We start from the raw sequence: 22,354 nt of genomic DNA, 5'->3' as shown, positions 1-22,354 counted from the left end.
GTCCCTGATGCGTTCGAAAAGCACTTTTTCAACGGCCTGTTAATGACCCGTGCCGCAGTAGGTGTGTGCGGCGCCTACCCAGTCGCCGCCATCGCCTTGCACCCAGGCCGCCATGCGCAGGCGCTCGGGCTGCGCTCCGTGGGGTATGCGCATGGGGCGGATCTCCAGCCAGCCGCCCCGCTCCTGTGAGGGGCGCTGCCCGCGCGCGTCCCACACGCCGTGAAAGACATTGCGCACCAGGTGGCGCGTGACCGGGCTGCCCTCGGTGCCTGCGGGTATTTCCTCCAGCATGAGCAGCGTGACCTGAAGGCGGCGCGGGGTCTTGCCATGCGGGGGAATGAAGCGCAGATGCGCACCCAAGTAGTCTGCCACTGCGGGCCCGTGGGCCACGCGCAGCAGGGCGGTGGTGGGCAGCGTGGGCAGGCTGCTCACGAAGGTGTCGCTGCGCTGCGGCACCTCGCGTCCCAGTGACCGCAGGCGTTCCAATGCATCGGGCGTGGCCGCGGCAGACAGCGGGGCATCTTCGCCCTGCGTGCCGGGCACGATCCAGTCGAGTACCAGCGCATCCCGGCCAGCAGCCGCGACCGCTGGCGGCTCCGCCCAGCAGCTGGCGCAGTCGGCGTTGAGAAAGCGCTCCACCAGCACCGTGGGCTTGGGCTGGGCGTCGCTGGAGCAGGAGGCGCGCGGCTGCGCCATCGCCAGGGGCATGGCGAGACAGGCAAGCAGGGTGAGCAGTGGATAGCGCATGGGTGCCATGGTTCCACAAAGCCCGAGCGGCTGCATGCGCCGGTCGCGTTCCTACAATGGCGGAATGCTCCCACACGACCTGTTTTCCGGCGCGCCAGCGCCTTTTGGCACTGGCAATGGTGCCGGCGCTACCGGGGTTTCGTCCCAGGCGGTGCAGCCGCTGCTGCAAAACCTCAACCCCGAGCAACTGGCCGCCGTGACGCTGCCTGCCGGCCATGCGCTCATCCTGGCGGGCGCCGGCTCCGGCAAGACCCGGGTGCTCACCACGCGCATTGCCTGGCTGCTGCAGAACGGTCTGGCCACTCCGGGCGGCATCCTGGCCGTCACCTTCACCAACAAGGCGGCCAAGGAGATGCTGACGCGCCTCTCAGCCATGCTGCCCATCAACGTGCGGGGCATGTGGATCGGCACATTCCACGGCCTGTGCAACCGCCTGCTGCGCGCGCACCACAAGCTGGCAGGCCTGCCGCAAGCCTTCCAGATCCTGGACACGCAGGACCAGCTCTCGGCCATCAAGCGGCTGTGCAAGCAGTTCAACGTGGACGAGGAGCGCTTCCCACCCAAGCAGCTGGCCTACTTCATCGCTGGCTGCAAGGAAGAGGGCATGCGCCCGCGCGACGTGCCGGCGCACGATGCCGACACGCGCAAGAAGGTGGAGCTGTACCAGTTGTACGAGGAGCAGTGCCAGCGCGAGGGCGTGGTGGACTTTGGCGAGCTGATGCTGCGCAGCTTTGAGCTGCTGCGCGACAACGACCCCGTGCGGGCGCATTACCAGCGGCGCTTTGCGCACATTTTGGTGGACGAGTTCCAGGACACCAACAAGCTGCAATACGCCTGGCTCAAGCAGATGGCGGGCGACGTGGTGGACGGACGCCTGCACACGCAGGGCAGCGTGCTGGCCGTGGGTGACGACGACCAGAGCATCTACGCCTTTCGCGGGGCACGCGTGGGCAACATGCAGGACTTCGTGCGCGAGTTCGACGTGCAGCACCAGATCAAGCTGGAGCAGAACTACCGCAGCTACAGCAACATCCTGGACTCGGCCAACGCGCTGATCAGCCACAACAGCCGGCGCTTGGGAAAAAACCTGCGCACCACGCAGGGCCCGGGCGAGCCCGTGCGCATCTACGAGGCCAACAGCGACCTGGCCGAGGCGCAGTGGATGGTCGATGAGATCAAGCAGCTCGTGCGGGACGGCGAGATGCCGCGCAAGGAGATCGCTGTGCTCTACCGCAGCAATGCGCAGAGCCGCGTGATCGAATCGGCCCTGTTCAACGCCAGCGTGCCCTACCGCGTGTACGGAGGGCTGCGCTTTTTCGAGCGCGCCGAGATCAAGCATGCGCTGGCCTACCTGCGCCTGCTGGAGAACCCGCACGACGACACCAGCTTTCTGCGCGTGGTGAACTTCCCGCCGCGCGGCATTGGTGCGCGCACGCTGGAGGTGCTGCAGGATGCGGCGCGCAGCAGTGGCTGCTCGCTGCACGACGCGGTGAGTGCGGTGCCTGGCAAGGCCGGCACCAACCTGGGGGCCTTCGTGGCCCTGGTTCAAGTGCTGCGCGAGCAGACGCAGGGCCAGAACCTGCGCGGCATCATCGGCCAGGTGCTGGAATCCAGCGGCCTGCTGGAGCATTACCGCCACGAAAAGGAAGGCGCGGACCGGCTGGAGAACCTGGACGAGCTCATCAACGCGGCCGAGAGCTTCGTCACCCAGGAGGGCTTTGGCCGCGATGCGGTCGCGCTGCCGCTGGACGAGCACGGCAATGCCCTCACGCAAAGCCCGGCCAGCCAGGGGCTGGACCCCGACGCGCCGATGCTGAATGCCCCTGGCAACGTGGATGCCGACACCGGCGAAACGCTGTCGCCGCTGGCGGCCTTTCTGACCCACGCCGCATTGGAGGCGGGGGACAACCAGGCCCAGGCGGGGCAGGATGCGGTGCAGCTCATGACCGTGCATGCCAGCAAGGGGTTGGAGTTCGACTGCGTGTTCATCGGCGGCATGGAGGAAGGGCTGTTCCCGCATGAGAACTCCATGAGCGACCGCGACGGCCTGGAGGAAGAACGCCGCCTGATGTACGTGGCCATCACCCGCGCGCGCAAGCGTCTGTACCTGAGCCATTCGCAGACGCGCATGCTGCACGGGCAGACGCGCTACAACGTCAAGAGCCGCTTTTTTGATGAGCTGCCCGAGGTGGCGCTCAAATGGATCACACCGCGCCAGGCAGGGTTTGGATCTTTTGCTCCTGATTCAGGAGCTGCTCGCGCTTACCAGTCGGGCGCTAGAGGCCAATTTGGCTTCAAAGCCGAAGTGTTCGCCAGCCCCCCCGTGCCCCCGGTCAAGGCGGCGCCGGGCCATGGCTTGCGCGTGGGGCTGGCGGTGTTCCATACCAAGTTCGGCGAGGGCAAGGTGCTGGCCATCGAAGGCGCGGACGCCGACGCGCGTGCGCAGGTGCACTTTCCGCGCCACGGCACCAAGTGGCTGGCGCTGTCGGTGGCCAAGCTCACCATCGTCGAGTAAGCGCTCGCCCAGAGACAGCAGCCTTCTGTCTTGCTTATTCAAAAGTAACTTGAAATTTCCCCGACATGGGGAGGCAGCGCGGGCTTCACGCCCAGGGAATGCCGCGTGGGGCTTGAGACGTATGGGGCCAGCGCATGTCCCTCATCGATTTTTCAGGATAACTTTTGATTACAGGAAACCCCGCTGGCACGCATTGCCGCGAATAAATTGCTCCTTGGGAATGAACGCCGCCAGTGCCCTGTGATGCGCGTTCACTGTCAAGCACCACGCAAGGAGTAGAGATGGGGATGGAACAAAGAGGAACCCTGGGTTGGATGGCGGTGGCCATGGCGACGTTGTGGCTCGCGGGCTGCAAGGATCCGGCGGGCACGGCGGCGGTGCAGGCCTCCACACCGACTCCGGCCACGGCTCCACCCTCCGCCACGGCTGCGGCGCCGGCGGCAACAACCACGGCGGCGCCTGCCGCAGCAGCGGTGGTTGCGGCTCCCCCTAGTGCTGCTCCGGCCGCGCCACGCACCTTGCCGCTGGGCGTGCAAGGCGTGGCACCGGCGGGGGTGACGGTGCGCGTCAAGAGTGTGCAGATCGGGGGGGACGCCACGGTGCTGGATGTGAGCATCTCCTTTGCCAACCGCATCACCGACTCCACCATGCTGGCGCTGGCCGATACCTACCTGCAGGACGAAAGCGGCGCGCGCCTTCACGTCAAGCGGCCGGACCACAACCGGGACATCACCATCCGCGAAGGCCAGACCCTGGATGGGCAACTGGTTTTCCTGGGCCGCGTGCTGCCCACCGCGCGCACGCTCAAGCTGGTCTTCAATGACGGCAACGATGGCGACAACATCGTGGCGCCGGGGCTGTCCATGGACCTGCCGCTGCAGGCGGGCTGATGGCGGTGCGGTGTTCGCCAGCCTGGCGGGCTGTCCTGTGGGCCGCGTGCTGCGCCGCCGTGGCCTCAGCGGCGCAACCATTGGAAGTGCGGCGCAGCGGCCAGTCGCTCGCGGCGACGCCCACCCATTTGCAACCAGCGGACGCTGCCCCGCTGACCCAATTGCAGCCGCACGTGACGCATGGCGGCCTGGTGCCGCGCGAGACCGAAACCCGGCTGCAGGCGGCGGCAGGGCCGGCCACGCTGCTGCGCGCGGCCGAGGTGCCGCCGCAGCGGCTGGAGCAGACCCGCGCGCTGCTGGTGGAACTGCAGGCCCAGCCCACGCCCGAGCAGGCCATCTCCATCGACCTGCCTGCCGATGTGTTGTTTGACTTTGACAAGGCCGAGTTGCGCGCCGATGCCGCGCGCTCGCTTGACAAGGCGGCCGAGCTGCTCAAGAGCTACCCCCAGGCGCCCATCGACGTGGTGGGACACACAGACGGCAAGGGGGGCGATGCCTACAACGACGCCTTGTCGCAGCGCCGCGCCGCCGCCGTCGCCGCCGCGCTGCAGTCGCACACGGGGCGGCCGATCGCCACGCGCGGCATGGGCAAGCGCCAGCCTGTCGCGCCCAATACCACGCCGGATGGGCGGGACGATCCCGATGGGCGCCAGCGCAACCGGCGCGTGCAGATCGTGATCGGGGCATTGCCGGTGCGGTAGGGGATGGGGCCAGGGCCCGCGCGTCGCTCAGGCGCTGTGGGCCTGTGTGTCCTCGCGTGTGCACGGAAGGCCCGGTGTGCGAAGCGGTGTCTTGAAGATGTCATGTACACGTCATGCGGGCGCAACAGACGTACTCCAGGATCGCGGGACCTTGATTGCCACTACCGAGTCCAACGACCCATGAACACCACGATCGTTTCCGAGTACGACGACAATGAAATCGTCAACCATTCGTCCAACCAGCACATCGACAGCGTCCTGGCCGCGCGCCTGAGCCGTCGCAGCGCCCTCAAGGGCGGTGTCGGCGCCACTACTGCGGCTCTGCTGGGCGGCGTGAGCCTGAGCGCCTGCGGCGGTGGAAGCGACGATGACGAAACTCCCGCACCCGAGCCGATCCGCCTCAACTTCAATGCCGTCGCCAAGAGCAACGCCGACCTGGTAACGGTACCCGAGGGCTACCAGGTCAGCATCCTGCACGCCCTGGGCGACCCGATCCACTATGGCGACGAGTCCTGGAAGGACGATGGCTCCGAGACGGCCGAGTCCTATGACCGCCGCATCGGCGACGGCCACGACGGCATGTACTACTTCGGCATGTCCGACGACGGCAAGTTCGACCCCAGCCGCTCCGACCGCGGCCTGCTGTGCGTGAACCATGAGTATGTGGTTGCGCCTTATGGTCTGCATCCCACGGGGCGCATCACGGTGGACGGCAAGCGCCCGGCCGAGCAGGTGGACAAGGAAATCCGCGCCCACGGTGCCAGCGTGGTGGAAGTCAAGCGCAAGAGCGGCAGCAACGAGATGGAGATGGTGCGCGGCTCCAAATACAACCGCCGCATCACCTCGGCCACGCCGATGGACTTTGGCGGCCCCGCCGCCGGCAACGCCAAGCTGTTCAACAAGCTCTCGCCGGACGGCAAGCAGGCCTTCGGGATGAACAACAACTGCGCCAACGGCTACACGCCCTGGGGCACCTACCTGACGTGCGAGGAGAACTTCCTGAACGTCATCGGCCGTGCCGCCGGCGACGACGCCCAACGCTCCGCCACCGAAATCGTGGCCCTGAAGCGCTATGGCTTGCCCGAGAACCGCAAGAGCCCTTACCTGTGGGACACTGCCGAGGGCGAGCAGTACCAGCGCTGGAACAGCAAGGTGAGCGCCGCCAGCGCCGCGGAGGACTATCGCAACATCTTCAACACCTTCGGCTGGGTGGTGGAGATCGACCCCTTCCGCCCCGACAGCAAGCCCGTCAAGCGCACGGCGCTGGGCCGCTTCAACCATGAAGGGGCATGGCCGGCACCCGCCAAGGCCGGCGAGCCGATCGTCATCTACTCTGGCGACGATGCGCGCAACGAGTACGTGTTCAAGTTCGTGTCCGATGCCAAGTGGGACCCCAAGGACATCAACGGCGGCGTGGCCGCCGGTGCCAAGTACCTGGACAAGGGCACGCTGTACGCTGCCAAGTTCAACAACGATGGCAGCGGCGAGTGGCTGGAACTGACGTACGGCAAGAACGGCATCGACGCCACCAACGCGCTGTACCCGTTCGCCGACCAGGCCGACGTGCTCATGCACTGCCGTTTGGCGGCCGACGCCCGCGGCGCGACCAAGATGGACCGTCCCGAGTGGGGTGGCGTGAACCCGTTGAACAACGAGGTGTACATGACCATGACCAACAACTCGCAGCGCACGGCCGCCATGCTGAACGCCGCCAACCCGCGCGTGGGCAACACCAATGGCCACATCATCCGCTGGAAGGAAGAGGGCGGCCAGGCGGGTACCAAGTTCCAGTGGGACGTGTACCTGTTCGGCGCGCGCAGCGACAACAAGCAGAGCGAGAACCTGTCGGGCCTGACGGCCGTGAACGATTTCTCCAGCCCCGACGGCCTGCATTTCGACCAGCGCAGCGCCAATGCCGGCGGCCTGCTGTGGATCCAGACCGACGACGGTTCCTACACCGATGTGACCAACTGCATGATGCTGGCCGCCATTCCCGGCAGGGTCGGTGACGGCGGCAAGGTCACCACCAAGGAGGGCCAGGCCACGATCATGGGTGCCAAGCCCACCGAGGCCACGGTGCGCCGCTTCCTGGTCGGCCCGTTCGACTGCGAAATCACGGGCGTGGTGGTCACGCCCGACGGCAAGACGCTGTTCTTCAACGTGCAGCACCCGGGCGAGGATGCTGAGAAGGCCAACTTCGCCACCAGCACCTTCACCAGCTACTGGCCCGGCAACCAGCCTGGGATCACCAGCAGCCACAAGGGCCTCAAGCGTCCGCGCTCGGCCACCGTGGTGGTGACGCGCAAGGACGGCGGCACGATCGGTATCTAACCGGCTTGCACGGGAGCCGTCTCTCGCCTTGCGCGCAGGACGGCTCCGCGGTACTTCCAACCCGCCTCTGGCGGGTTTTTTCTTGCCTGTTCAGGGCGAGGCGCGGGTGGAGCTTGTTCGCTGAGGAGCAGCCACCCCAAGCGCAGTGGTTGGCTCGGGGCACGCCCGGGTGCGCCGAAGCGCGCGGGGACTCGGCCCGCTCCGTCGGACTATCTGGAAGCACGGGACCGGGCGGAGCGCCCCGACGACTCCGCTGGCGCAGCTTTATGAATCCTGCTCGGGTGACGCCGCAGCGGACGAGTCGCCGTGGTCGTGGTGGGGCGCGTCGAAGCTGTCGCGGAACGTGAACACCACCGACGAGAAGAACATGGCGGCCAACACCATCGCCGTCGCCACCATGATGCCGCCGGCCATGCCGGCGCCCAGGCCGATGGCGCTCAGCATCGTGACCAGCAGGCTGATGACCACGCCTGCGCCGAGGAACACGCCCATCCACGACAGCCCATACACCGTGAAGGCCCCGAAGTTGCGCAGGCAGGCGACGATGCTGAAAAACAGCGCCTTCACGGGCGGCACGTTGTGCCAGTGCACCAGGCCAGGCGCGTGCCAGAACAGCAGCGACAGCGGCACGTACAGCAGCAGCGACAGCCACATGGCCGCCTGGAAGCTGCCCGACTCGGCCATCTCGCGCGTCAGCGGCTCGCCGCCCAGGTACACGCGTGCGAACTGCCCGCCGTCCACCAGGGCCGACAGCCCCATCAGGCCGAGGAAGCCCACGGCGTAGAGCGCGCCCAGGGTCAGCATGTGGTTCAGCCGCTGCTTGCCGGTGCGAAACGCCACCAGCAGCAGTGCGGGCGTGGGCACGCGGTCCTGGCTGGCCTCGGCCGCGGCCACCATCATGGCCAGCGTGGCCGAGGGCAGCAGGCCCAGCGCCACGGCGGGGCCGATCAGGGGCAGCATGGTGGCCAGCGACATCGCCGCCATGGTCATGAAAAACAGCGCGGCCAGCGCCATGGGCTGGCGCCAGAACACGCGAATGCCCAGGCGTACCCATTCCAGGCCCGCGCGCGCGGGGACGATGTGCAGTTTCATGGATTGGAAATCGAAGGTGGAGCGCCGCGGCAGCGGTGCGGGCGCATGGGGGAATTTACCCCAGTTGCCGCTGCACAGGCCGCAGCGGTGGATGAAACCAACGGTTATGTGCGGAGTGGCTGTTGCGGGGCGGGCGGCGCACCATGGCGGCTACAGAGTCACCGGGTGGGCCGCTCGCTGGCGCAGCACGCGCTCAAAGTGTGTGGGGTCGTGGGGCTTGAGCATGGCGGCCTCGCGCGGCAGGTAGAAGTCCCACAGGCGCGAGATCCAGAAGCGCAGCGCCCCGGCGCGCAGCATGGCGGGCAGCAGGGCGCGTTCATGCACGGTGAGCGGGCGCACGGCCTGGTAGGCGTCGATCATGGCCTGGGCGCGCGGTGCGGCGTGCGCGCCGGTGGGCAGGTCGATGCACCAGTCGTTCAGGCACACGGCCAGGTCGAAGAGGAAGGTGTCCACGCCCGCGAAATAGAAGTCGAAGAGACCCGTGAGTTCCTCGCCTTCGAACATCACGTTGTCGCGGAACAGATCGGCATGGATGGGGCCGCGCGGCAGCGCCGCGTAGGCGCTGGAGGCCGCCACATGGTTCTGGTAGGCCAGTTCGGACTGCAGCAGCGCCGCCGGCTCGGCGCCGATGTGCGGCAGCACCACCGGCACGGTCTCGTTCCACCAGGGCAGGCCGCGCAGGTTGGGCTGCTGGCGTTCATAGCCGTTTGCGGCCAGGTGCATGCGCGCCAGCATGGTGCCCACGGCCGCGCAGTGCGCTTCCTGGGGGCTGAGCTGGCTCTTGCCGCGCAGCTTGGTGGCCAGCGCAGCGGGCTTGCCGCACACCTGGTGCAGGATCTCGCCATGCTTGTCGGCCTGCGGGTCCGGCACGGGGATGCCCGCGTGCGCCAGATGCTTCATCAGGTGCAGGTAGAAAGGCAGCTGCTCTGCGGTGAGGCGCTCGAACAGCGTGAGTACGTACTCGCCCTGCTCGCAGGTGACGAAGTAGTTGGTGTTCTCGATGCCGCCCTCGATGCCGCGCAGCTCAAGCAGCTTGCCCAGCTGCAGCCGGCGCAGCAATTCGCGCGCCTCTTTGGTGGAGACTTCGGTGAAAACGGCCATCGGTCAGTACGTCAGTGCACGCGGCGTGCTGAAAAAAACGGGGGAAGGAGCGGGCGATACGGGCCGCCAGGAATGCCGCGTTGGCAGCGGTCAGAAATTGCGCAAGTTCCACACGCGTGGTGCGGTTACGGTGTCCGACTCGTTGAAGTTGCCGGGGCGTGCGCGGGCTCCGTCGTTGGAGCGCACTTCGTACGCGGGCAGCGGCGTGCCGGTCTTGGGTTGCACGGTGATGCTCTGCGTCTGCCCGCCCACGCGCAGCTCTTGCACGCGGCTGCCGGCGTCCTCCACCACGATGTGCTCTACGCGCTGGTTGTGGCGCCCTTCAGCCTGCTGCTCTCTTTCCAATAGCTGGCCGCGCCCGTCCGTACTGGGCTGAATGGCATTTTGGCTTGCATTCTGAGCCAGGGCGGGAGCACTGGCCAGGGCCAGCAGCAGGAAGGTGGAGTGGAGAGCGCGCATGGCGCGATTGTAGGCGCCGTGCGCCGGCGTGCGCGCTCAGCGCTGCGGTGGGCAGGTGCTGGCGCTGCAGACCTGTGTGTACTTGCCGATGAAGGTGCGGAAGTTCTTGCCGAGCTTGCCCATCTCCTCGCATACGTCGCCGCGCGCATCGAAGGCAAAGCCCTGCGTGCCGGCGGCATTGAACAGCTCCACGCGCGTGAGGCCCAGGCGCGCGAACTGCGCTGGGTCGTGCCACTGCTGCGCGCAGATGTTGTGGAAGACGAAGGTGTTGTACACCAGCTCGGTGACCTCGGGCTTGTTCATCTGCGCGCGCAGCACGCCGCCGTCAAACTGTGCGGCACTGATGCCGTGCAGCGACTTCTGCATCGAAGGCGGCACGTTCTTGAAGTCCGGGTTGGCCCACGCCAGGGTGGTGGTGGCGCAGGCGAGGAGGGCGAGCAGGTGGTGTTTCATGGGGCAGCCTTGGGGAGAGGGGAGGGCGCGGCGCACCGCCGGGCCATGGCGACGGATTGTGCCGCTTTCCACTGCACCTGCCCGCGTGCGGGGTGCTGATTGCGATGGCGGCCACGGCCGATGAGCGTGGGAGAATTCGCCGATGACACGCCCCAAGACCCTGGTGCTGGTGGATGGCTCCAGCTACCTGTACCGCGCATTCCATGCCATGCCCGACCTACGCGCCGTGCCGGGCGATCCCGCCAGCGCCCCCACGGGGGCCATCCGCGGCATGATCAACATGCTGCAGGCGCTCAAGAAAGAAGTCCCGGCCGACTACGCCGCCTGCGTTTTCGATGCCAGCGGCCCCACTTTTCGCGACGCGCTGTACCCCGAGTACAAGCAGCACCGCGCGCCCATGCCCGATGACCTGCGTGCGCAGATCGAGCCCATCCACGAGGTGGTGCGGCTGCTGGGCTGGCCGGTGCTGTGTATCCCCGGCGTGGAGGCCGACGACGTGATCGGCACGCTGGCTGCTACCGCGGCCGGCCAGGGCATGCAGGTGGTGATCTCCAGCGGCGACAAGGACCTGAGCCAGCTGGTGAACGAAAACATCACCATCATCGACACCATGAACGGCAAGAAGCGGGACGTAGCCGGCGTGACCGCCGAGTTCGGCGTGCCCCCGACGCTCATGGTGGACTACCAGGCCCTGGTGGGCGATGCCGTGGACAACGTGCCCGGCGTGCCCAAGGTCGGCCCCAAGACCGCCGCCAAATGGCTCACGGAATACGGTTCGCTGGATGCGCTGCTGGCCAACGCGGGCGCCATCAAGGGCGTGGCCGGCGAGAACCTGCGCGGGGCGCTGGACTGGCTGCCCACCGCACGCACGCTGGTCACCATCAAGACCGATTGCGACCTGGCAGGCCACCTCGATGGCCTGCCTGCTATCGATGCGATAGCTGTTGGCGCTGAGCAGGCGGACGCGTTGCGCGATTTTTATCAAAAGTATGGCTTCAAGAGCCTGGCACGCGCGCTGCCGTCCGCGGTGGTGCCGGATGCTGGCGCCAGCGGAGACCTCTTCGCCACGCCCGACGCCAGCGCCGTCGCCGTGCAGGCGCAGCAGCGCGAGGTGACCTACGACACCATCCTCACCTGGGAGCAGCTCGACGGCTGGCTCGCGCGCCTGAAGGCCGCGCCGCTGGCGGCGCTGGACACCGAGACCACGTCGCTGGACGAGTTGCGCGCCGAGATCGTGGGCGTGTCCTTCAGCGTTGAGCCCGGAGCCGCCGCTTACATCCCGCTGGCGCACAACGGCCCTGACGCGCCGCCGCAGCTGCCGTTGGCCGAGGTGCTGGAGCGCCTGCGCCCCTGGCTGGAAGACCCGGCCTGCCCCAAGCTGGGCCAGCACGTGAAGTACGACCGGCATGTGTTCGCCAACCATGGCATCCAGGTGCGCGGCTATGCGCACGACACCATGCTGCAAAGCTACGTGCTGGAAGTGCACAAGCCCCATGGCCTGGCCAGCCTGGCCGAGCGCCACACGGGCCGCACCGGCATCAGCTACGAAGACCTGTGCGGCAAGGGGGCCAAGCAGATCCCGTTTGCCCAGGTCCCGGTGGACAAGGCTGCGGCCTACTCGTGCGAGGACTCCGACCAGACGCTGGATGTGCACCGCGTGCTATGGCCCCAGCTGCAGGCCGACGACAAGCTGCGCGGCATCTACGAGCTGGAGATGGCCTGCAGCGAGACCTTGTTTCGCATCGAGCGCAATGGCGTGCTGATCGACGCGGGCAAGCTGGCCGCCCAGAGCCACGCGCTGGGCCAGCGCATCCTGCAGCTGGAGCAGGAGGCGTACGCCATCGCCGGCCAGCCCTTCAACCTGGGCTCGCCCAAGCAATTGGGTGAAATCTTCTTCGACAAGCTGGGCATGCCCGTGGTGAAGAAGACCGCCACCGGCGCGCGCAGCACCGACGAAGAGGTGCTGGAGAAGCTGGCCGAGGACTACCCGCTGCCCGCCAAACTGCTGGAACACCGCAGCCTGTGCAAGCTCAAGGGCACCTACACCGACAAGCTCAGCACGCTGGCGGACCCGCGCACCGGCCGTGTCCACACCCACTACGCGCAGGCCGTGGCCGTCACCGGGCGGCTGTCCAGCAACGAGCCCAACCTGCAGAACATCCCCATTCGCACGCCGGAGGGCCGGCGCGTGCGCGAGGCCTTCGTGGCACCCGCGGGCCGCGTGATTGCCAGTGCCGACTACAGCCAGATCGAGCTGCGCATCATGGCGCACATCAGCGGCGACGAGGCGCTGCTGCACGCCTTCCGCGAGGGCCTGGACGTGCACCGCGCCACGGCGGCCGAGGTGTTCGGCGTGGCGCTGGACCAGGTGAGCAGCGAGCAGCGCCGCTACGCCAAGGTCATCAACTTCGGCCTGATCTACGGCATGAGCAGTTTCGGCCTGGCCAAGAACCTGGGCATCGAGACCAAGGCCGCCGCCGCCTATATCGACCGCTACTTCCAGCGCTACCCCGGCGTGAAGCAGTACATGGAAGAGACCAAGGCCCAGGCCAAGGCGCGCGGCTACGTGGAGACCGTGTTCGGCCGGCGCCTGTACCTGCCGGAGATCAACTCGCCCAACGGCCCGCGCCGCGGCGCGGCCGAGCGCGCCGCCATCAACGCGCCCATGCAGGGCACGGCGGCCGACCTCATCAAGAAGGCCATGGTGGCCGTGCAGGGCGAGCTGGACGCGCGCAAGCCCGAGGTGCTCATGATCATGCAGGTGCACGACGAACTGGTGTTCGAGCTGCCCGAGGGCGAGGTGGACTGGCTGCGCCGTGAGATCCCGCGCCTGATGGCCGGCGTGGCCGCGCTGCAGGTACCGCTGCTGGCCGAAGTGGGCGTAGGGCCCGACTGGGACAAGGCGCACTGATAGCGCTTGTAGCCCGTTGGCGCGGTGGCGCGGGCGGGTCGCATGCGCAAAACGGCCATTGCCGCTACATTGGCACGCCATGCCTCCTGGCCAGCGCCGGGGGGCGTCCGTCCCCCAACCCTTGCCACCCATTGCCAGGAGCCTCCGTCATGCACAGCGATCTCCAGAACGACTTCGATGCACTCGTCCCCGGCCGTAGCACTGCAGCGGGCGCCAGCCGCCGCACCGCGCTGGGCGTCATGCTGGGGGCCGGCTATGCCGCCGCGGCCGCGCCGGTGATGGCGCAGACAGCGGTCTCCACCCCGGCCGACGGGCTCACGGCGGGGGAGGTGCACTTTGCGGTGAACGGCTTTGACGTGCGCGCCTACCGCGCGGCGCCGCAGGGCAAGACGGGGCTGCCCGTGGTGCTGGTGATTTCAGAGATCTTCGGCGTGCACGAGTACATTGCCGACGTTTGCCGCCGCCTGGCGCACGAGGGCTACCTTGCCGTTGCCCCCGACCTGTTCGCGCGCCAGGGCGACCCGCGCGCCTACAGTGAAGTCGCCAAGCTCATGAGCGAGCTGGTGTCCAAGGTGCCCGATGCCCAGGTCATGGCCGACCTGGACGGCGCCGTGCAATGGGCCGGAGCCCATGGCGGCGACCTCCAGCGCGTGGGCATCACCGGCTTTTGCTGGGGCGGCCGCATCACCTGGCTCTACGCCGCGCATGGCCCGGTGAAGGCCGGGGTGGCCTGGTATGGCCGTCTGGTGGGGCAGGCCAGCGCCCTGAATCCCAAGCACCCCGTGGACCTGGCGCCCATCCTCAAGGCACCCGTGCTGGGTCTGTATGGTGAAAAAGATGCCGGCATACCTCTTGACACGATTGATAAGATGAAAAGCGCCCTGTCAGAAGGGTCTGCCGCAGCGAAAGCCTCGCGGTTCGTGGTCTACCCGGACGCGCCGCATGCCTTCCATGCCGACTACCGCCCGAGCTTTCGCAAGGAAGCCGCGCAGGACGGCTGGAAGCGCACGCTGGCCTGGTTCAAGCAGCACGGCGTGGCGTGAGCCGCGGCAGCCAGCACGCACACAAGCCCTTCGGGGCTTTTTTTGATGGCGCGGCGAGAGTTTGGTTTTGAATGAATGAAATTGGCACCTAGGCCAATAAGAGAAAGCGCAAGCAGCTATGACATTAATAGCGATCATCCTGGCCACGTTGGCCGCGGGCATTGGCAGTGTGTGGGTGGCGGCGGCGCTGCTGCGCCTGGGCATGGGCACGCGCCAGCGCGTGGGGCCGCACCACCTGCTGAGCCTGGCGGCGGGCGCGCTGCTGGCGACCGCCTTCATGCATCTGCTGCCCGAGGCGTTCGAGAGCCAGGCCAGTGCGCACGACCTGTTTGCCACGCTGCTGCTGGGGCTGGTGTTCTTCTTCCTGCTGGACAAGGCCGAGCTGTGGCACCACGGCCATGAGCACAGCCCGTCCGAGCGGCACATCCATGGCCAGGGCCACCACGACCACCACCCTGACCACGCGCACGACCACCACCATGGCCCGGGCCAGCACGGGCATGGCGGCTGGGCGTTGCTGACCGGTGACAGCGTGCACTGCTTTGGCGACGGCGTGCTGATCGCCTCGGCCTTCATGGCGGACACGCGGCTGGGCGTGGTGGCCGCGCTGTCGGTGCTGGCGCACGAGGTGCCGCACCACATCGGCGACCTGGTGGTGCTGCGCCACAGCACCCGCCACCGCAACGCGGCGCTGCTCAAGGTCTCGCTGGCGGGCGCGCTGACGGCGCTGGGCGGCCTGGTGGGCTACTACCTGGTGGGGCTGTGGGACGGCGGGCTGCCGTATTTCCTGGCCATCGCCTCCAGCAGCTTCGTGTACGTGGCGCTGGCCGACCTGATCCCGCAACTGCAAAAACGCCTCTCGGCCGCGCAGACGCTGGCGCAGATCGCCTGGCTGGCGGCCGGCATCGCGGTGGTGACCTTTGTGAGCGGGCTGGCGCACGCGCATTGAGCACGGCAGCGCGTTCGCCGGTGTGCGCGCCGCGCCTGCCTGCCCGGGGAGGACCGCGGCGCCAGTCCAAGGGCCGGCGGCCGCGCAGAGGGTGCAGCCGTTTAGAGGGTGCGGGCGTGTGGGCGCCTGGAACGCCGTGAACGCCGCAGCCGTATCAACCCGTGGCCAGCGCCTCGCGCACCCCGGCCACCTGGCGGCGCGAGACCGGCAGGGGCTCGGTGAGTCCATGCAGGCGCACGGCCCAGCCTTCGCCCTCCTCGGCGTCGTAATAGCGCTCCAGCGCGCGCATGGCGCGGCGGGCCACCAGCGTGCTGCGGTGCACGCGCAGAAAGTGGCCCGCGTGGCGCGCCTCCAGGTCGGACAGCGCGCTGTCGATGACGAAGCTGCGCGTGAGGGTGCGCACCGTCACGTATTTCTGCTCGGCGCGCAGGAACAGCACGTCGTCCAGCGGCACGCGCTCGGTGCGCCCGCGCTCCTGGATCAGTAGCACCTCGCAGCTGGGTGCCGGCAGCGGCGAGCGCGTGGGAGCGGCGCTGGGGGCTGCGGCGCGCTGCGCCTTGGCCAGTGCCTGCTGCAGGCGCTGCAGGCGCACGGGCTTGGTCAGGTAGTCCACGGCATCCAGTTCGAAGGCTGACAGCGCATGGTCCGCGTGGGCGGTCACGAACACGATGGCCGGCGGGTGCGGTAGGCGCTGGATGTGGTGCGCCAGTCCCAGGCCGTCCTGGCCGGGCATGTGGATGTCCAGCAGCACCACGTCCACCGCGTGGCCGCCGCTGGCCTCGAGCTGCGCCAGCGCGTCCGCGGCGTGCGCGGCCTCCGTCACGCTGTGGCGGGGGTCGCAGTCGGCCAGCAGCGTGCGCAGGCGGCTGCGGGCCAGGAGTTCGTCGTCCACGATCAGGATGTGCATGGGGCGTCGACTGTAGTGGATGTGGCGTGCCGCGTGGCCCGGGGATTCAGGGCGCGGGCAGCGAGATGCGCACCTGGTACAGGCCGCCCTGTACGCCGGCGCTGAAGTCGCAGTCCACGTCGTGCAGCAGGCGCAGGCGGTCGCGCACGTTTGCCTGGGCGATGCCGTGGCCGCGCGGCGCGTCCTCGGCCGTGGGGCGATCGGTGGGCAGGGTGTTGGTGATGGTCAGCACCACGCGGCCGCCGCGCCGTTCGGTGGCGATGCGCAGCTTGCCCCCGCGCGCACTGGGCTCCACGCCGTGCTTGACCGCGTTTTCCACCAGCGGCTGCAGCAAGAGCGGCGGCAGGCGCGCGGCGTTGGCGCGCGCATCCAGCACCCATTGCACGCGCATGCGTTCGCCAAAGCGCACCTGCTCGATGTCCAGGTAGCGGCGCGCCAGCACGATCTCTTCCTCCAGCGTGGCGGACTCGCCCTGCTCCACCAGGGCGTGTCGGAACAGGTCGCTCAGGTCTTCCAGCAGCGCCTCGGCCTTGGCGGGTTCGTCGCGCACCAGGGCAATGGCGCTGTTGAGCGTGTTGAACAGGAAGTGTGGGCGGATGCGCGCCTGCAGCTCGGTCAGGCGCGCGGTGGTGGCGGCGGGCGTGCGCGCGCGTGCGCGCATTCTCAGCGCGGTGACCAGCAGCGCCGCCAGCAGCGCGCCGCTGGCGGCGCTGGCCAGCCACGGCGGCGGGGCGCCCGCGGGGCCGCTGGCCAGGGCCAGCATGGCGCAGGCCAGCAGGCCGGCCAGTGCGCCCAGCAGCACGCCGGCGGCGTACTGCAGCGGCTCCTGCAGGCGCTGCAGCGCCGTCTTGAGGCTGCAGGCCGTGATCAGCCAGGCGAGGGTGGCCGGCAGCGCGCCGCCCGTGAGCAACGCCAGGCGCGCCAGCCATTCCGCCAGGCTGCCCGCGCTGAACAAGGCGCCCACGCCCAGCACCAGTTCCACGAACAGCACGGCGCGCAGCACCACGCCCACCTGGCAGGCGTCGAACACCAGCGCGCGGCCGCGTACCGCGCTGCGCGGTGCGGCTTCGGGCAGGGCGGCGGGGCGGGTCGATAAAATTTGCGTCTCTTGCATTGCGGCATCCGGGCGTTCCGGGTGTCGAAACCCCCGGATTATTGCCCCCATGTCCTCTTCTTCCGCCTCGCAACCGTCCCACGACCAGCTCGCCACCAAGGCCCAGGCCTGGTCGGCCTTGTTCTCCGAGCCCATGAGCGATCTGGTCAAGCGCTATACGTCGAGCGTGTTCTTCGACAAGCGCCTGTGGCAGGCCGACATCGCGGGCAGCCTGGCCCATGCCGAGATGCTGGCCGCGCAAGGCATCATCAGCGCGCAGGACCACGCCGACATTCAGAAGGGCATGGCCCAGATCACGCAGGAGATCGAGTCCGGCGCGTTCGAGTGGAAGCTGGACCTGGAGGACGTGCACCTGAACATCGAGGCGCGCCTGACCCAGCTGGTGGGCGACGCCGGCAAGCGCCTGCACACCGGCCGCAGCCGCAACGACCAGGTGGCCACCGACGTGCGCCTGTGGCTGCGCGGCGAGATCGACCTGATCGAGGGCCTGCTGAGCGAGCTGCAGCTGTCGCTGGTCGAGGTGGCCGAGCAGAACGTCGAGGTGATCCTGCCCGGCTTCACCCACCTGCAGGTGGCGCAGCCCGTGAGCTTTGCGCACCACCTGCTGGCTTACGTGGAGATGTTTGCACGCGATGCCGAGCGCATGCGCGACGTGCGCCGCCGGGTGAACGTGCTGCCGCTGGGCTCCGCCGCGCTGGCCGGCACTACCTACCCGCTGGACCGCGAGCGCGTGGCCAAGACGCTGGGCATGGAGGGCGTGTGCCAGAACAGCCTGGACGGCGTGAGCGACCGCGACTTCGCCATCGAGTTCACGGCCGCCGCCAGCCTGTGCATGGTGCACGTGAGCCGCCTGTCCGAGGAACTCATCATCTGGATGAGCCAGAACTTCGGCTTCATCCGCATCGCCGACCGCTTCACCACCGGCTCGTCGATCATGCCGCAGAAGAAGAACCCCGACGTGCCGGAGCTGGCGCGCGGCAAGACCGGCCGCGTGGTGGGCCACCTGATGGGTCTGATCACGCTGATGAAGGGCCAGCCCCTGGCCTACAACAAGGACAACCAGGAAGACAAGGAGCCGCTGTTCGACACGGTGGACACGCTGAAGGACACGCTGCGCATCTTCGCCGAGATGATCGGCGGCCAGATGAACCCCGCCACCGGCTGCAAGGACGGCGGCATCACCGTGAACGCCGAGGCCATGCGCGCCGCGGCGCTCAAGGGCTACGCCACGGCGACCGACCTGGCTGACTACCTCGTCAAGAAGGGCCTGCCGTTCCGCGACGCGCACGAGACCGTGGCCCACGCGGTGAAGGCCGCCGTGTCGCACGGCGTGGACCTGTCGGAGCTGCCGCTGGCCGTGCTGCAGGGCTTTCACCCGGCGATCGAGAAGGACGTGTTCGATGCCCTGAGCCTGCAGGGCTCGCTGAACGCGCGCAACACCCTGGGCGGCACCGCGCCCGCGCAGGTGCGCACGCAGCTGGCGCGCCACCGTGCGCGGCTGTCCGCCTGATTGCCCGTCAAAAATAGGAGCTGGCAGCGCTTGATGTAGGCGGTTTTCAGTATGTTTTGATGCTGAAATGCTTTACTGGCAAGCGCGAACAGCTCCTGAATTTGTATCGCCCTGCCGCCCCAGGAGAGCCACCATGAACCTGCACCGCCGCCACCTGCTGGCCCGCGCCCTTGCCGCCAGCGTGCTGCCGGCGTTGCCCGCCTGGGCCGACGGCACCAAGCCGGTGCGCATCCTGGTGGGCTTTCCGCCCGGAGGCGGCTCGGATGCCATCGCCCGCCTGCTGGCCGACAAGCTCAAGGACGTGCTGGGCATCCCCGTGGTGGTGGACAACCGACCCGGCGCGGGCGGGCAGATCGCGGCGCAGGTGCTCAAGGCCGCGCCGGCCGACGGGACCACGCTGTTCCTCACGCACGACCACACCCTCTCCATCCTGCCGCTGGTGGTGAAGAACCCCGGCTTCGACCCGGTGAGCGACTTCGTGCCGGTGGCGGGCTTTGCCACCTTCGTGAACGCGTTTGCCGTTTCGGGCGGCACGCCCGCGCGTTCGTTCAACGAATATGTGCAGTGGCTCCAGGCCGCGCGGGGCGGCCAGGGCGCGGTGGGCGTGCCGGCGCCGGCATCCACGCCGGAGTTTCTGGTCAAGCTGCTGGGCCGCAAGTACCGGCTGGACCTGGTGGCCGCGCCCTACCGCGGCAGCGCGCCCATGATCGGCGACATGCTGGGCAACCAGATCGCGGCGGGCGTGGGATCGGTGCAGGACTTCATCGAGCACCACCGCGGCGGCAAGCTGCGCGTGGTGGGCGTGCTGGGCACGCAGCGCCAGGCCGCGCTGCCCGATGTGCCCACGTTCGACGAACTGGGCCTCAAGGGCTTCGAGGATCTGCCGTACTACGGCATCTACGCGCCGGCCGGCACGCCCGGCGCTTTCATCGCGCAGTTCTCCGCCGCACTGGCGCATGTGCTGGCGCAGCCCGCGGTGCATGAGCAGCTCACCACCCTGGGTCTCACCGTGGGCCACATGGCGCCCGGGCAACTGGCCGCGCGCCAGAAGGCCTACACCGCAGCCTGGGCACGCATCATCCGCAACAGCGGCTTCACGGCGCAGTAGGCGTGCAGTAGCCGCGCGGTAGGGGCGCGGTAGGGGCGCACCCCGGCCCCTGCCCCGCAGGCCAGCGCAGGCCCGCGTTCACGCCAGCGTGCGCACCTGCGGCTCGCGCGCCCACTGGCGCGTCTGCGCGGCGGCGATGAAGCCCTGCGCGTCGGCCGGGTCCACCACGCCCGCGTCGGGTTCGATGCCGCCGGCCTGCAGGATGGCCTGCGTGCCCTTGCAGGCAGCGATGGCCTTGAGGTGGCCGAAGGCGTCGCGGAACCAGTCCACCGCCACGGCCTCGCGCGCCAGCTGCGCGCCCATCTCCGGCGACAGCACCGAGGCCACCGCGTCGAACACCGCCGAGGGCGTGCCCGCCAGCTGCCCGTCGGCAGGCAACTGCGTGCCGTCCTTGAGCAGCGCGCCACCCACCTTGGGCGCGACGATCTTCACCTGCGCGCCCGCCTTCTCCAGCGCCTTGCGCAGGTTGGCCACGGTGGTGCCGTTGGAGCCGTCGGCCACCAGAATGCCCACGCAGCGGCCCTGCAGCGTGGGCTTCATGCGGTCGATGATGCGCAGGGCGGGCGAGGGCGGCAGGTCCTGCACCGGCACGGCCAGCGGGGGGGCGGGCGGCAGCTGCGGCAGCGCCAGGCCATCGGCCACGCGCTGGGCCAGCTGCGGGTCGATGTGCAGCAGATGGCCCACCACGCCTTCGCGCACGTGCAGCGTCTGTACCTTGGACAGCTCGAACACCAGCGCCGACGCCAGGTGCGCCTGCTCCAGCGGGCTCTGGCTGCGGTAGAACATGCGCGCCTGGCTGTAGTGGTCGGCAAAGCTCTCGGGGCGGATGCGCCCCTTGCCGCTGCCTTCGTCGGTCTGCGCCACATGCCGAAAGCCTGCCGCCTGCGATGCGCGGGGCGAGTCGGCCTGCAGGCTGCTGGGCTCGTAGTTCACGCGGCCCTGCGGCACGAGCATCTGCATGTGGCCGTCGCGCTGGTTGTGGGCGAAGGGGCACTTGGGCGCGTTGATGGGGATCTGCACGAAGTTGGGGCCGCCCAGGCGCAGCAGTTGCGTGTCCAGGTAGCTGAACAGGCGCCCCTGTAGCAGCGGGTCGTTGCTGAAGTCGATGCCCGGCGGCAGGTTGGCCGGGCAGAAGGCGACCTGCTCGGTCTCGGCGAAGAAGTTGTCGGGCCAGCGGTTGAGCACCATGCGCCCGATGGGCCGCAGCGGCACCAACTCTTCGGGGATGAGCTTGGTCGCGTCCAGGTGGTCGAAGGGGAACGTGCCGGCCTCTTCCTCGGTGAACAGCTGCACGGACAGCTCCCACTCGGGGTAGTCGCCCGCCTCGATGGCCTCGAACAGGTCGCGGCGGTGGAAGTCGTTGTCCGCCGCCTGCAGCTTCATCGCCTCGTCCCACACGGTGGACTGAATGCCCAGCTTGGGCCGCCAGTGGAACTTGACGAAGGTGCTCTCACCCGCGGCATTCACCAGCCGGAAGCTGTGCACGCCAAAGCCCTCGATCATGCGCAGGCTGCGCGGAATGGTGCGGTCGCTCATGATCCACATCACCATGTGCATGGATTCGGGCATGAGCGAGATGAAGTCCCAGAACGTGTCGTGCGCGCTGGCGGCCTGCGGGAAGGCGCGGTCGGGCTCCATCTTCACGGCGTGCACGAGGTCGGGGAACTTCATCGCGTCCTGGATGAAGAACACCGGGATGTTGTTGCCCACCAGGTCCCAGTTGCCCTCGGGCGTGTAGAACTTCACGGCAAAGCCCCGCACGTCGCGCGGCGTGTCCACCGATCCGGCGCCACCGGCCACCGTGGAAAAGCGGGTGAACACGGGCGTGCGCGTGCCGACTTCGGTCAGTACCCGTGCCGTGGTGTAGGGCCTGTTCACACTATTTTTGCCAGATGCGTTGCGATCAAAAAGGGCCAGGCGCAAGGCGCCAAACGAAGCTGGGGTGCTACCCCAGCGAGGCTTGGCAACGCCGCGAATGGCCCTTTTTGATCGCAACCCGGAGGGAACGGAGTGAGAACCGCGCCATTCGTCGTTGCCCTCCTAGCCAAGGCCCCGGCCTTGGCGTCGTCACGCGCCTAGATTGGCGCGGTTTTCACGCCATTCGCACTGGCAAAAATAGTGTGAACAGGCCCTAGTCCGCGAGGGAGTGGGTGAGCTCGAAGAAACCGTGCGCTGCGGAGCCGCGCGCGTGCACCACGCGCTCGGGAATGCGCTCGTGGTCGAAGTGGGTGATCTTCTCGCGCAGGATGAAGTCTTCCAGCAGCGCCGGCCCGTGCGGCGAGGGGCGCAGGGTGTTCTGGTTGTCGGGCACCGCAATGCCCTGCTGGGTGGTCAGCACCGGGTGCTGGCCGGCGGCCTGCTGCTGCAGTTCTCCGGCATGGCCGCGGTAGCTGTCCGCATGGGCCGCGGCCTGGCGGGCGGGTAGGGGTTGCTTGGTGGCGGGGGTTCGTGGCATGGACGCTCCTTGGGCGAAATGGCGGTGGGTGTTGCACGGTGCCGCGCTGCGGCGAGCCGCCATGTTTC

At 68.4% G+C, this 22,354-nt stretch carries 16 protein-coding genes and 2 pseudogenes; 9 read left to right on the top strand and 9 right to left on the bottom strand.

Annotation, left to right across the window (positions count from 1 at the left end):
* Positions 1-39: 39 nt before the first annotated feature.
* Positions 40-747 carry a hypothetical protein gene (locus OX89_RS17675; RefSeq protein WP_047351602.1) on the bottom strand — a complete coding sequence of 236 codons (708 nt, stop codon included), beginning with the start codon at positions 745-747 and terminating at the stop codon, positions 40-42.
* 64 nt (positions 748-811) lie between these two features.
* Between OX89_RS17675 and OX89_RS17670 the strand changes: the two genes are divergently transcribed.
* The 4 genes from OX89_RS17670 (at position 812) to OX89_RS17655 (ending at position 7,184) form a co-directional block, all read left to right on the top strand.
* The gene (locus OX89_RS17670) at positions 812-3,262 is read left to right on the top strand and encodes a UvrD-helicase domain-containing protein (RefSeq protein ID WP_047351596.1); all 2,451 of its coding nucleotides are present in this window, start codon (positions 812-814) and stop codon (positions 3,260-3,262) included.
* A gap of 287 nt (positions 3,263-3,549) precedes the next feature.
* Complete coding sequence (locus OX89_RS17665) at positions 3,550-4,152, top strand: hypothetical protein (RefSeq protein WP_234305598.1); 603 nt, start codon at positions 3,550-3,552, stop codon at positions 4,150-4,152.
* A 128-nt stretch (positions 4,153-4,280) separates the two neighbouring features.
* On the top strand, positions 4,281-4,853 hold the full coding sequence (locus tag OX89_RS17660) for an OmpA family protein (RefSeq protein WP_234305597.1): 573 nt from the start codon (positions 4,281-4,283) through the stop codon (positions 4,851-4,853).
* Between the two features lie 180 nt (positions 4,854-5,033).
* Positions 5,034-7,184 (top strand): PhoX family phosphatase, encoded by a 2,151-nt coding sequence (locus tag OX89_RS17655; protein ID WP_047351593.1) that lies wholly within the window; start codon positions 5,034-5,036, stop codon positions 7,182-7,184.
* Positions 7,185-7,448: 264 nt separating this feature from the next.
* Here OX89_RS17655 and OX89_RS17650 read toward each other — a convergent pair whose 3' ends face one another.
* The 4 genes from OX89_RS17650 to OX89_RS17635 all read right to left on the bottom strand — a co-directional run bounded on the left by OX89_RS17650 (position 7,449) and on the right by OX89_RS17635 (position 10,289).
* Entirely contained in the window at positions 7,449-8,276 is an 828-nt protein-coding gene (locus OX89_RS17650) for a BPSS1780 family membrane protein (RefSeq protein ID WP_047351592.1), read from the bottom strand.
* Positions 8,277-8,426: 150 nt separating this feature from the next.
* Positions 8,427-9,377, bottom strand: coding sequence for a homoserine kinase (locus OX89_RS17645; protein WP_047351591.1), 951 nt, complete (start codon positions 9,375-9,377; stop codon positions 8,427-8,429).
* Between the two features lie 90 nt (positions 9,378-9,467).
* Entirely contained in the window at positions 9,468-9,836 is a 369-nt protein-coding gene (locus OX89_RS17640) for a hypothetical protein (protein ID WP_011806438.1), read from the bottom strand.
* Between the two features lie 36 nt (positions 9,837-9,872).
* Complete coding sequence (locus tag OX89_RS17635; protein ID WP_047351590.1) at positions 9,873-10,289, bottom strand: hypothetical protein; 417 nt, start codon at positions 10,287-10,289, stop codon at positions 9,873-9,875.
* Positions 10,290-10,431: 142 nt separating this feature from the next.
* Here OX89_RS17635 and polA point away from each other — a divergent pair, with 142 nt between their 5' ends.
* The 3 genes from polA (at position 10,432) to OX89_RS17620 (ending at position 15,192) form a co-directional block, all read left to right on the top strand.
* A complete protein-coding gene (gene polA, locus OX89_RS17630) occupies positions 10,432-13,200 on the top strand; it encodes a DNA polymerase I (RefSeq protein WP_047351589.1) in 2,769 nt (922 codons plus the stop codon).
* Positions 13,201-13,349: 149 nt separating this feature from the next.
* Positions 13,350-14,243, top strand: a complete 894-nt coding sequence (locus OX89_RS17625) for a dienelactone hydrolase family protein (RefSeq protein WP_011806435.1) — start codon at positions 13,350-13,352, stop codon at positions 14,241-14,243.
* A 118-nt stretch (positions 14,244-14,361) separates the two neighbouring features.
* Entirely contained in the window at positions 14,362-15,192 is an 831-nt protein-coding gene (locus OX89_RS17620) for a ZIP family metal transporter (RefSeq protein WP_011806434.1), read from the top strand.
* A 154-nt stretch (positions 15,193-15,346) separates the two neighbouring features.
* Here the strand turns inward: OX89_RS17620 and OX89_RS17615 are convergent, their stop codons facing one another.
* Positions 15,347-16,099 (bottom strand): LytTR family DNA-binding domain-containing protein, encoded by a 753-nt coding sequence (locus OX89_RS17615; RefSeq protein ID WP_047351588.1) that lies wholly within the window; start codon positions 16,097-16,099, stop codon positions 15,347-15,349.
* A 46-nt stretch (positions 16,100-16,145) separates the two neighbouring features.
* Entirely contained in the window at positions 16,146-17,213 is a 1,068-nt protein-coding gene (locus tag OX89_RS17610; protein WP_047351587.1) for a sensor histidine kinase, read from the bottom strand.
* A 49-nt stretch (positions 17,214-17,262) separates the two neighbouring features.
* Here OX89_RS17610 and argH point away from each other — a divergent pair, with 49 nt between their 5' ends.
* The gene (argH, locus tag OX89_RS17605; protein WP_047351586.1) at positions 17,263-18,723 is read left to right on the top strand and encodes an argininosuccinate lyase; all 1,461 of its coding nucleotides are present in this window, start codon (positions 17,263-17,265) and stop codon (positions 18,721-18,723) included.
* Between the two features lie 133 nt (positions 18,724-18,856).
* Positions 18,857-19,831 carry a Bug family tripartite tricarboxylate transporter substrate binding protein gene (locus OX89_RS17600; RefSeq protein WP_047351585.1) on the top strand — a complete coding sequence of 325 codons (975 nt, stop codon included), beginning with the start codon at positions 18,857-18,859 and terminating at the stop codon, positions 19,829-19,831.
* Positions 19,832-19,909: 78 nt separating this feature from the next.
* On the opposite strand, the pseudogene OX89_RS17595 reads toward OX89_RS17600, so the two are convergent.
* Positions 19,910-21,697 (bottom strand): annotated as a pseudogene (locus OX89_RS17595) (catalase); the annotation flags it as partial.
* A 270-nt stretch (positions 21,698-21,967) separates the two neighbouring features.
* A pseudogene (locus OX89_RS18770) lies at positions 21,968-22,196 on the bottom strand (catalase); the annotation flags it as partial.
* Between the last annotated feature and the right edge of the window lie 158 nt (positions 22,197-22,354).

This window comes from Diaphorobacter sp. J5-51 (assembly GCF_001023515.1).
In the GTDB taxonomy this organism is placed as follows: Bacteria; Pseudomonadota; Gammaproteobacteria; order Burkholderiales; family Burkholderiaceae_C; genus Diaphorobacter; species Diaphorobacter nitroreducens.
The sequence above is the reverse complement of the archived record's forward strand: the minus strand, read 5'-3'. Positions and strand labels throughout refer to the sequence as shown.

What these genes read in the sequence shown, in the direction of transcription:
- OX89_RS17675 (WP_047351602.1), bottom strand. Translation starts at nt 747, where the DNA reads ATGCGCTATCCACTGCTCACCCTGCTTGCCTGTCTCGCCATGCCCCTG.
- OX89_RS17670 (WP_047351596.1), top strand. Translation starts at nt 812, where the DNA reads ATGCTCCCACACGACCTGTTTTCCGGCGCGCCAGCGCCTTTTGGCACT.
- OX89_RS17665 (WP_234305598.1), top strand. Translation starts at nt 3,550, where the DNA reads ATGGAACAAAGAGGAACCCTGGGTTGGATGGCGGTGGCCATGGCGACG.
- OX89_RS17655 (WP_047351593.1), top strand. Translation starts at nt 5,034, where the DNA reads ATGAACACCACGATCGTTTCCGAGTACGACGACAATGAAATCGTCAAC.
- OX89_RS17650 (WP_047351592.1), bottom strand. Translation starts at nt 8,276, where the DNA reads ATGAAACTGCACATCGTCCCCGCGCGCGCGGGCCTGGAATGGGTACGC.
- OX89_RS17645 (WP_047351591.1), bottom strand. Translation starts at nt 9,377, where the DNA reads ATGGCCGTTTTCACCGAAGTCTCCACCAAAGAGGCGCGCGAATTGCTG.
- OX89_RS17640 (WP_011806438.1), bottom strand. Translation starts at nt 9,836, where the DNA reads ATGCGCGCTCTCCACTCCACCTTCCTGCTGCTGGCCCTGGCCAGTGCT.
- OX89_RS17635 (WP_047351590.1), bottom strand. Translation starts at nt 10,289, where the DNA reads ATGAAACACCACCTGCTCGCCCTCCTCGCCTGCGCCACCACCACCCTG.
- polA (WP_047351589.1), top strand. Translation starts at nt 10,432, where the DNA reads ATGACACGCCCCAAGACCCTGGTGCTGGTGGATGGCTCCAGCTACCTG.
- OX89_RS17625 (WP_011806435.1), top strand. Translation starts at nt 13,350, where the DNA reads ATGCACAGCGATCTCCAGAACGACTTCGATGCACTCGTCCCCGGCCGT.
- OX89_RS17620 (WP_011806434.1), top strand. Translation starts at nt 14,362, where the DNA reads ATGACATTAATAGCGATCATCCTGGCCACGTTGGCCGCGGGCATTGGC.
- OX89_RS17615 (WP_047351588.1), bottom strand. Translation starts at nt 16,099, where the DNA reads ATGCACATCCTGATCGTGGACGACGAACTCCTGGCCCGCAGCCGCCTG.
- OX89_RS17610 (WP_047351587.1), bottom strand. Translation starts at nt 17,213, where the DNA reads ATGCAAGAGACGCAAATTTTATCGACCCGCCCCGCCGCCCTGCCCGAA.
- argH (WP_047351586.1), top strand. Translation starts at nt 17,263, where the DNA reads ATGTCCTCTTCTTCCGCCTCGCAACCGTCCCACGACCAGCTCGCCACC.
- OX89_RS17600 (WP_047351585.1), top strand. Translation starts at nt 18,857, where the DNA reads ATGAACCTGCACCGCCGCCACCTGCTGGCCCGCGCCCTTGCCGCCAGC.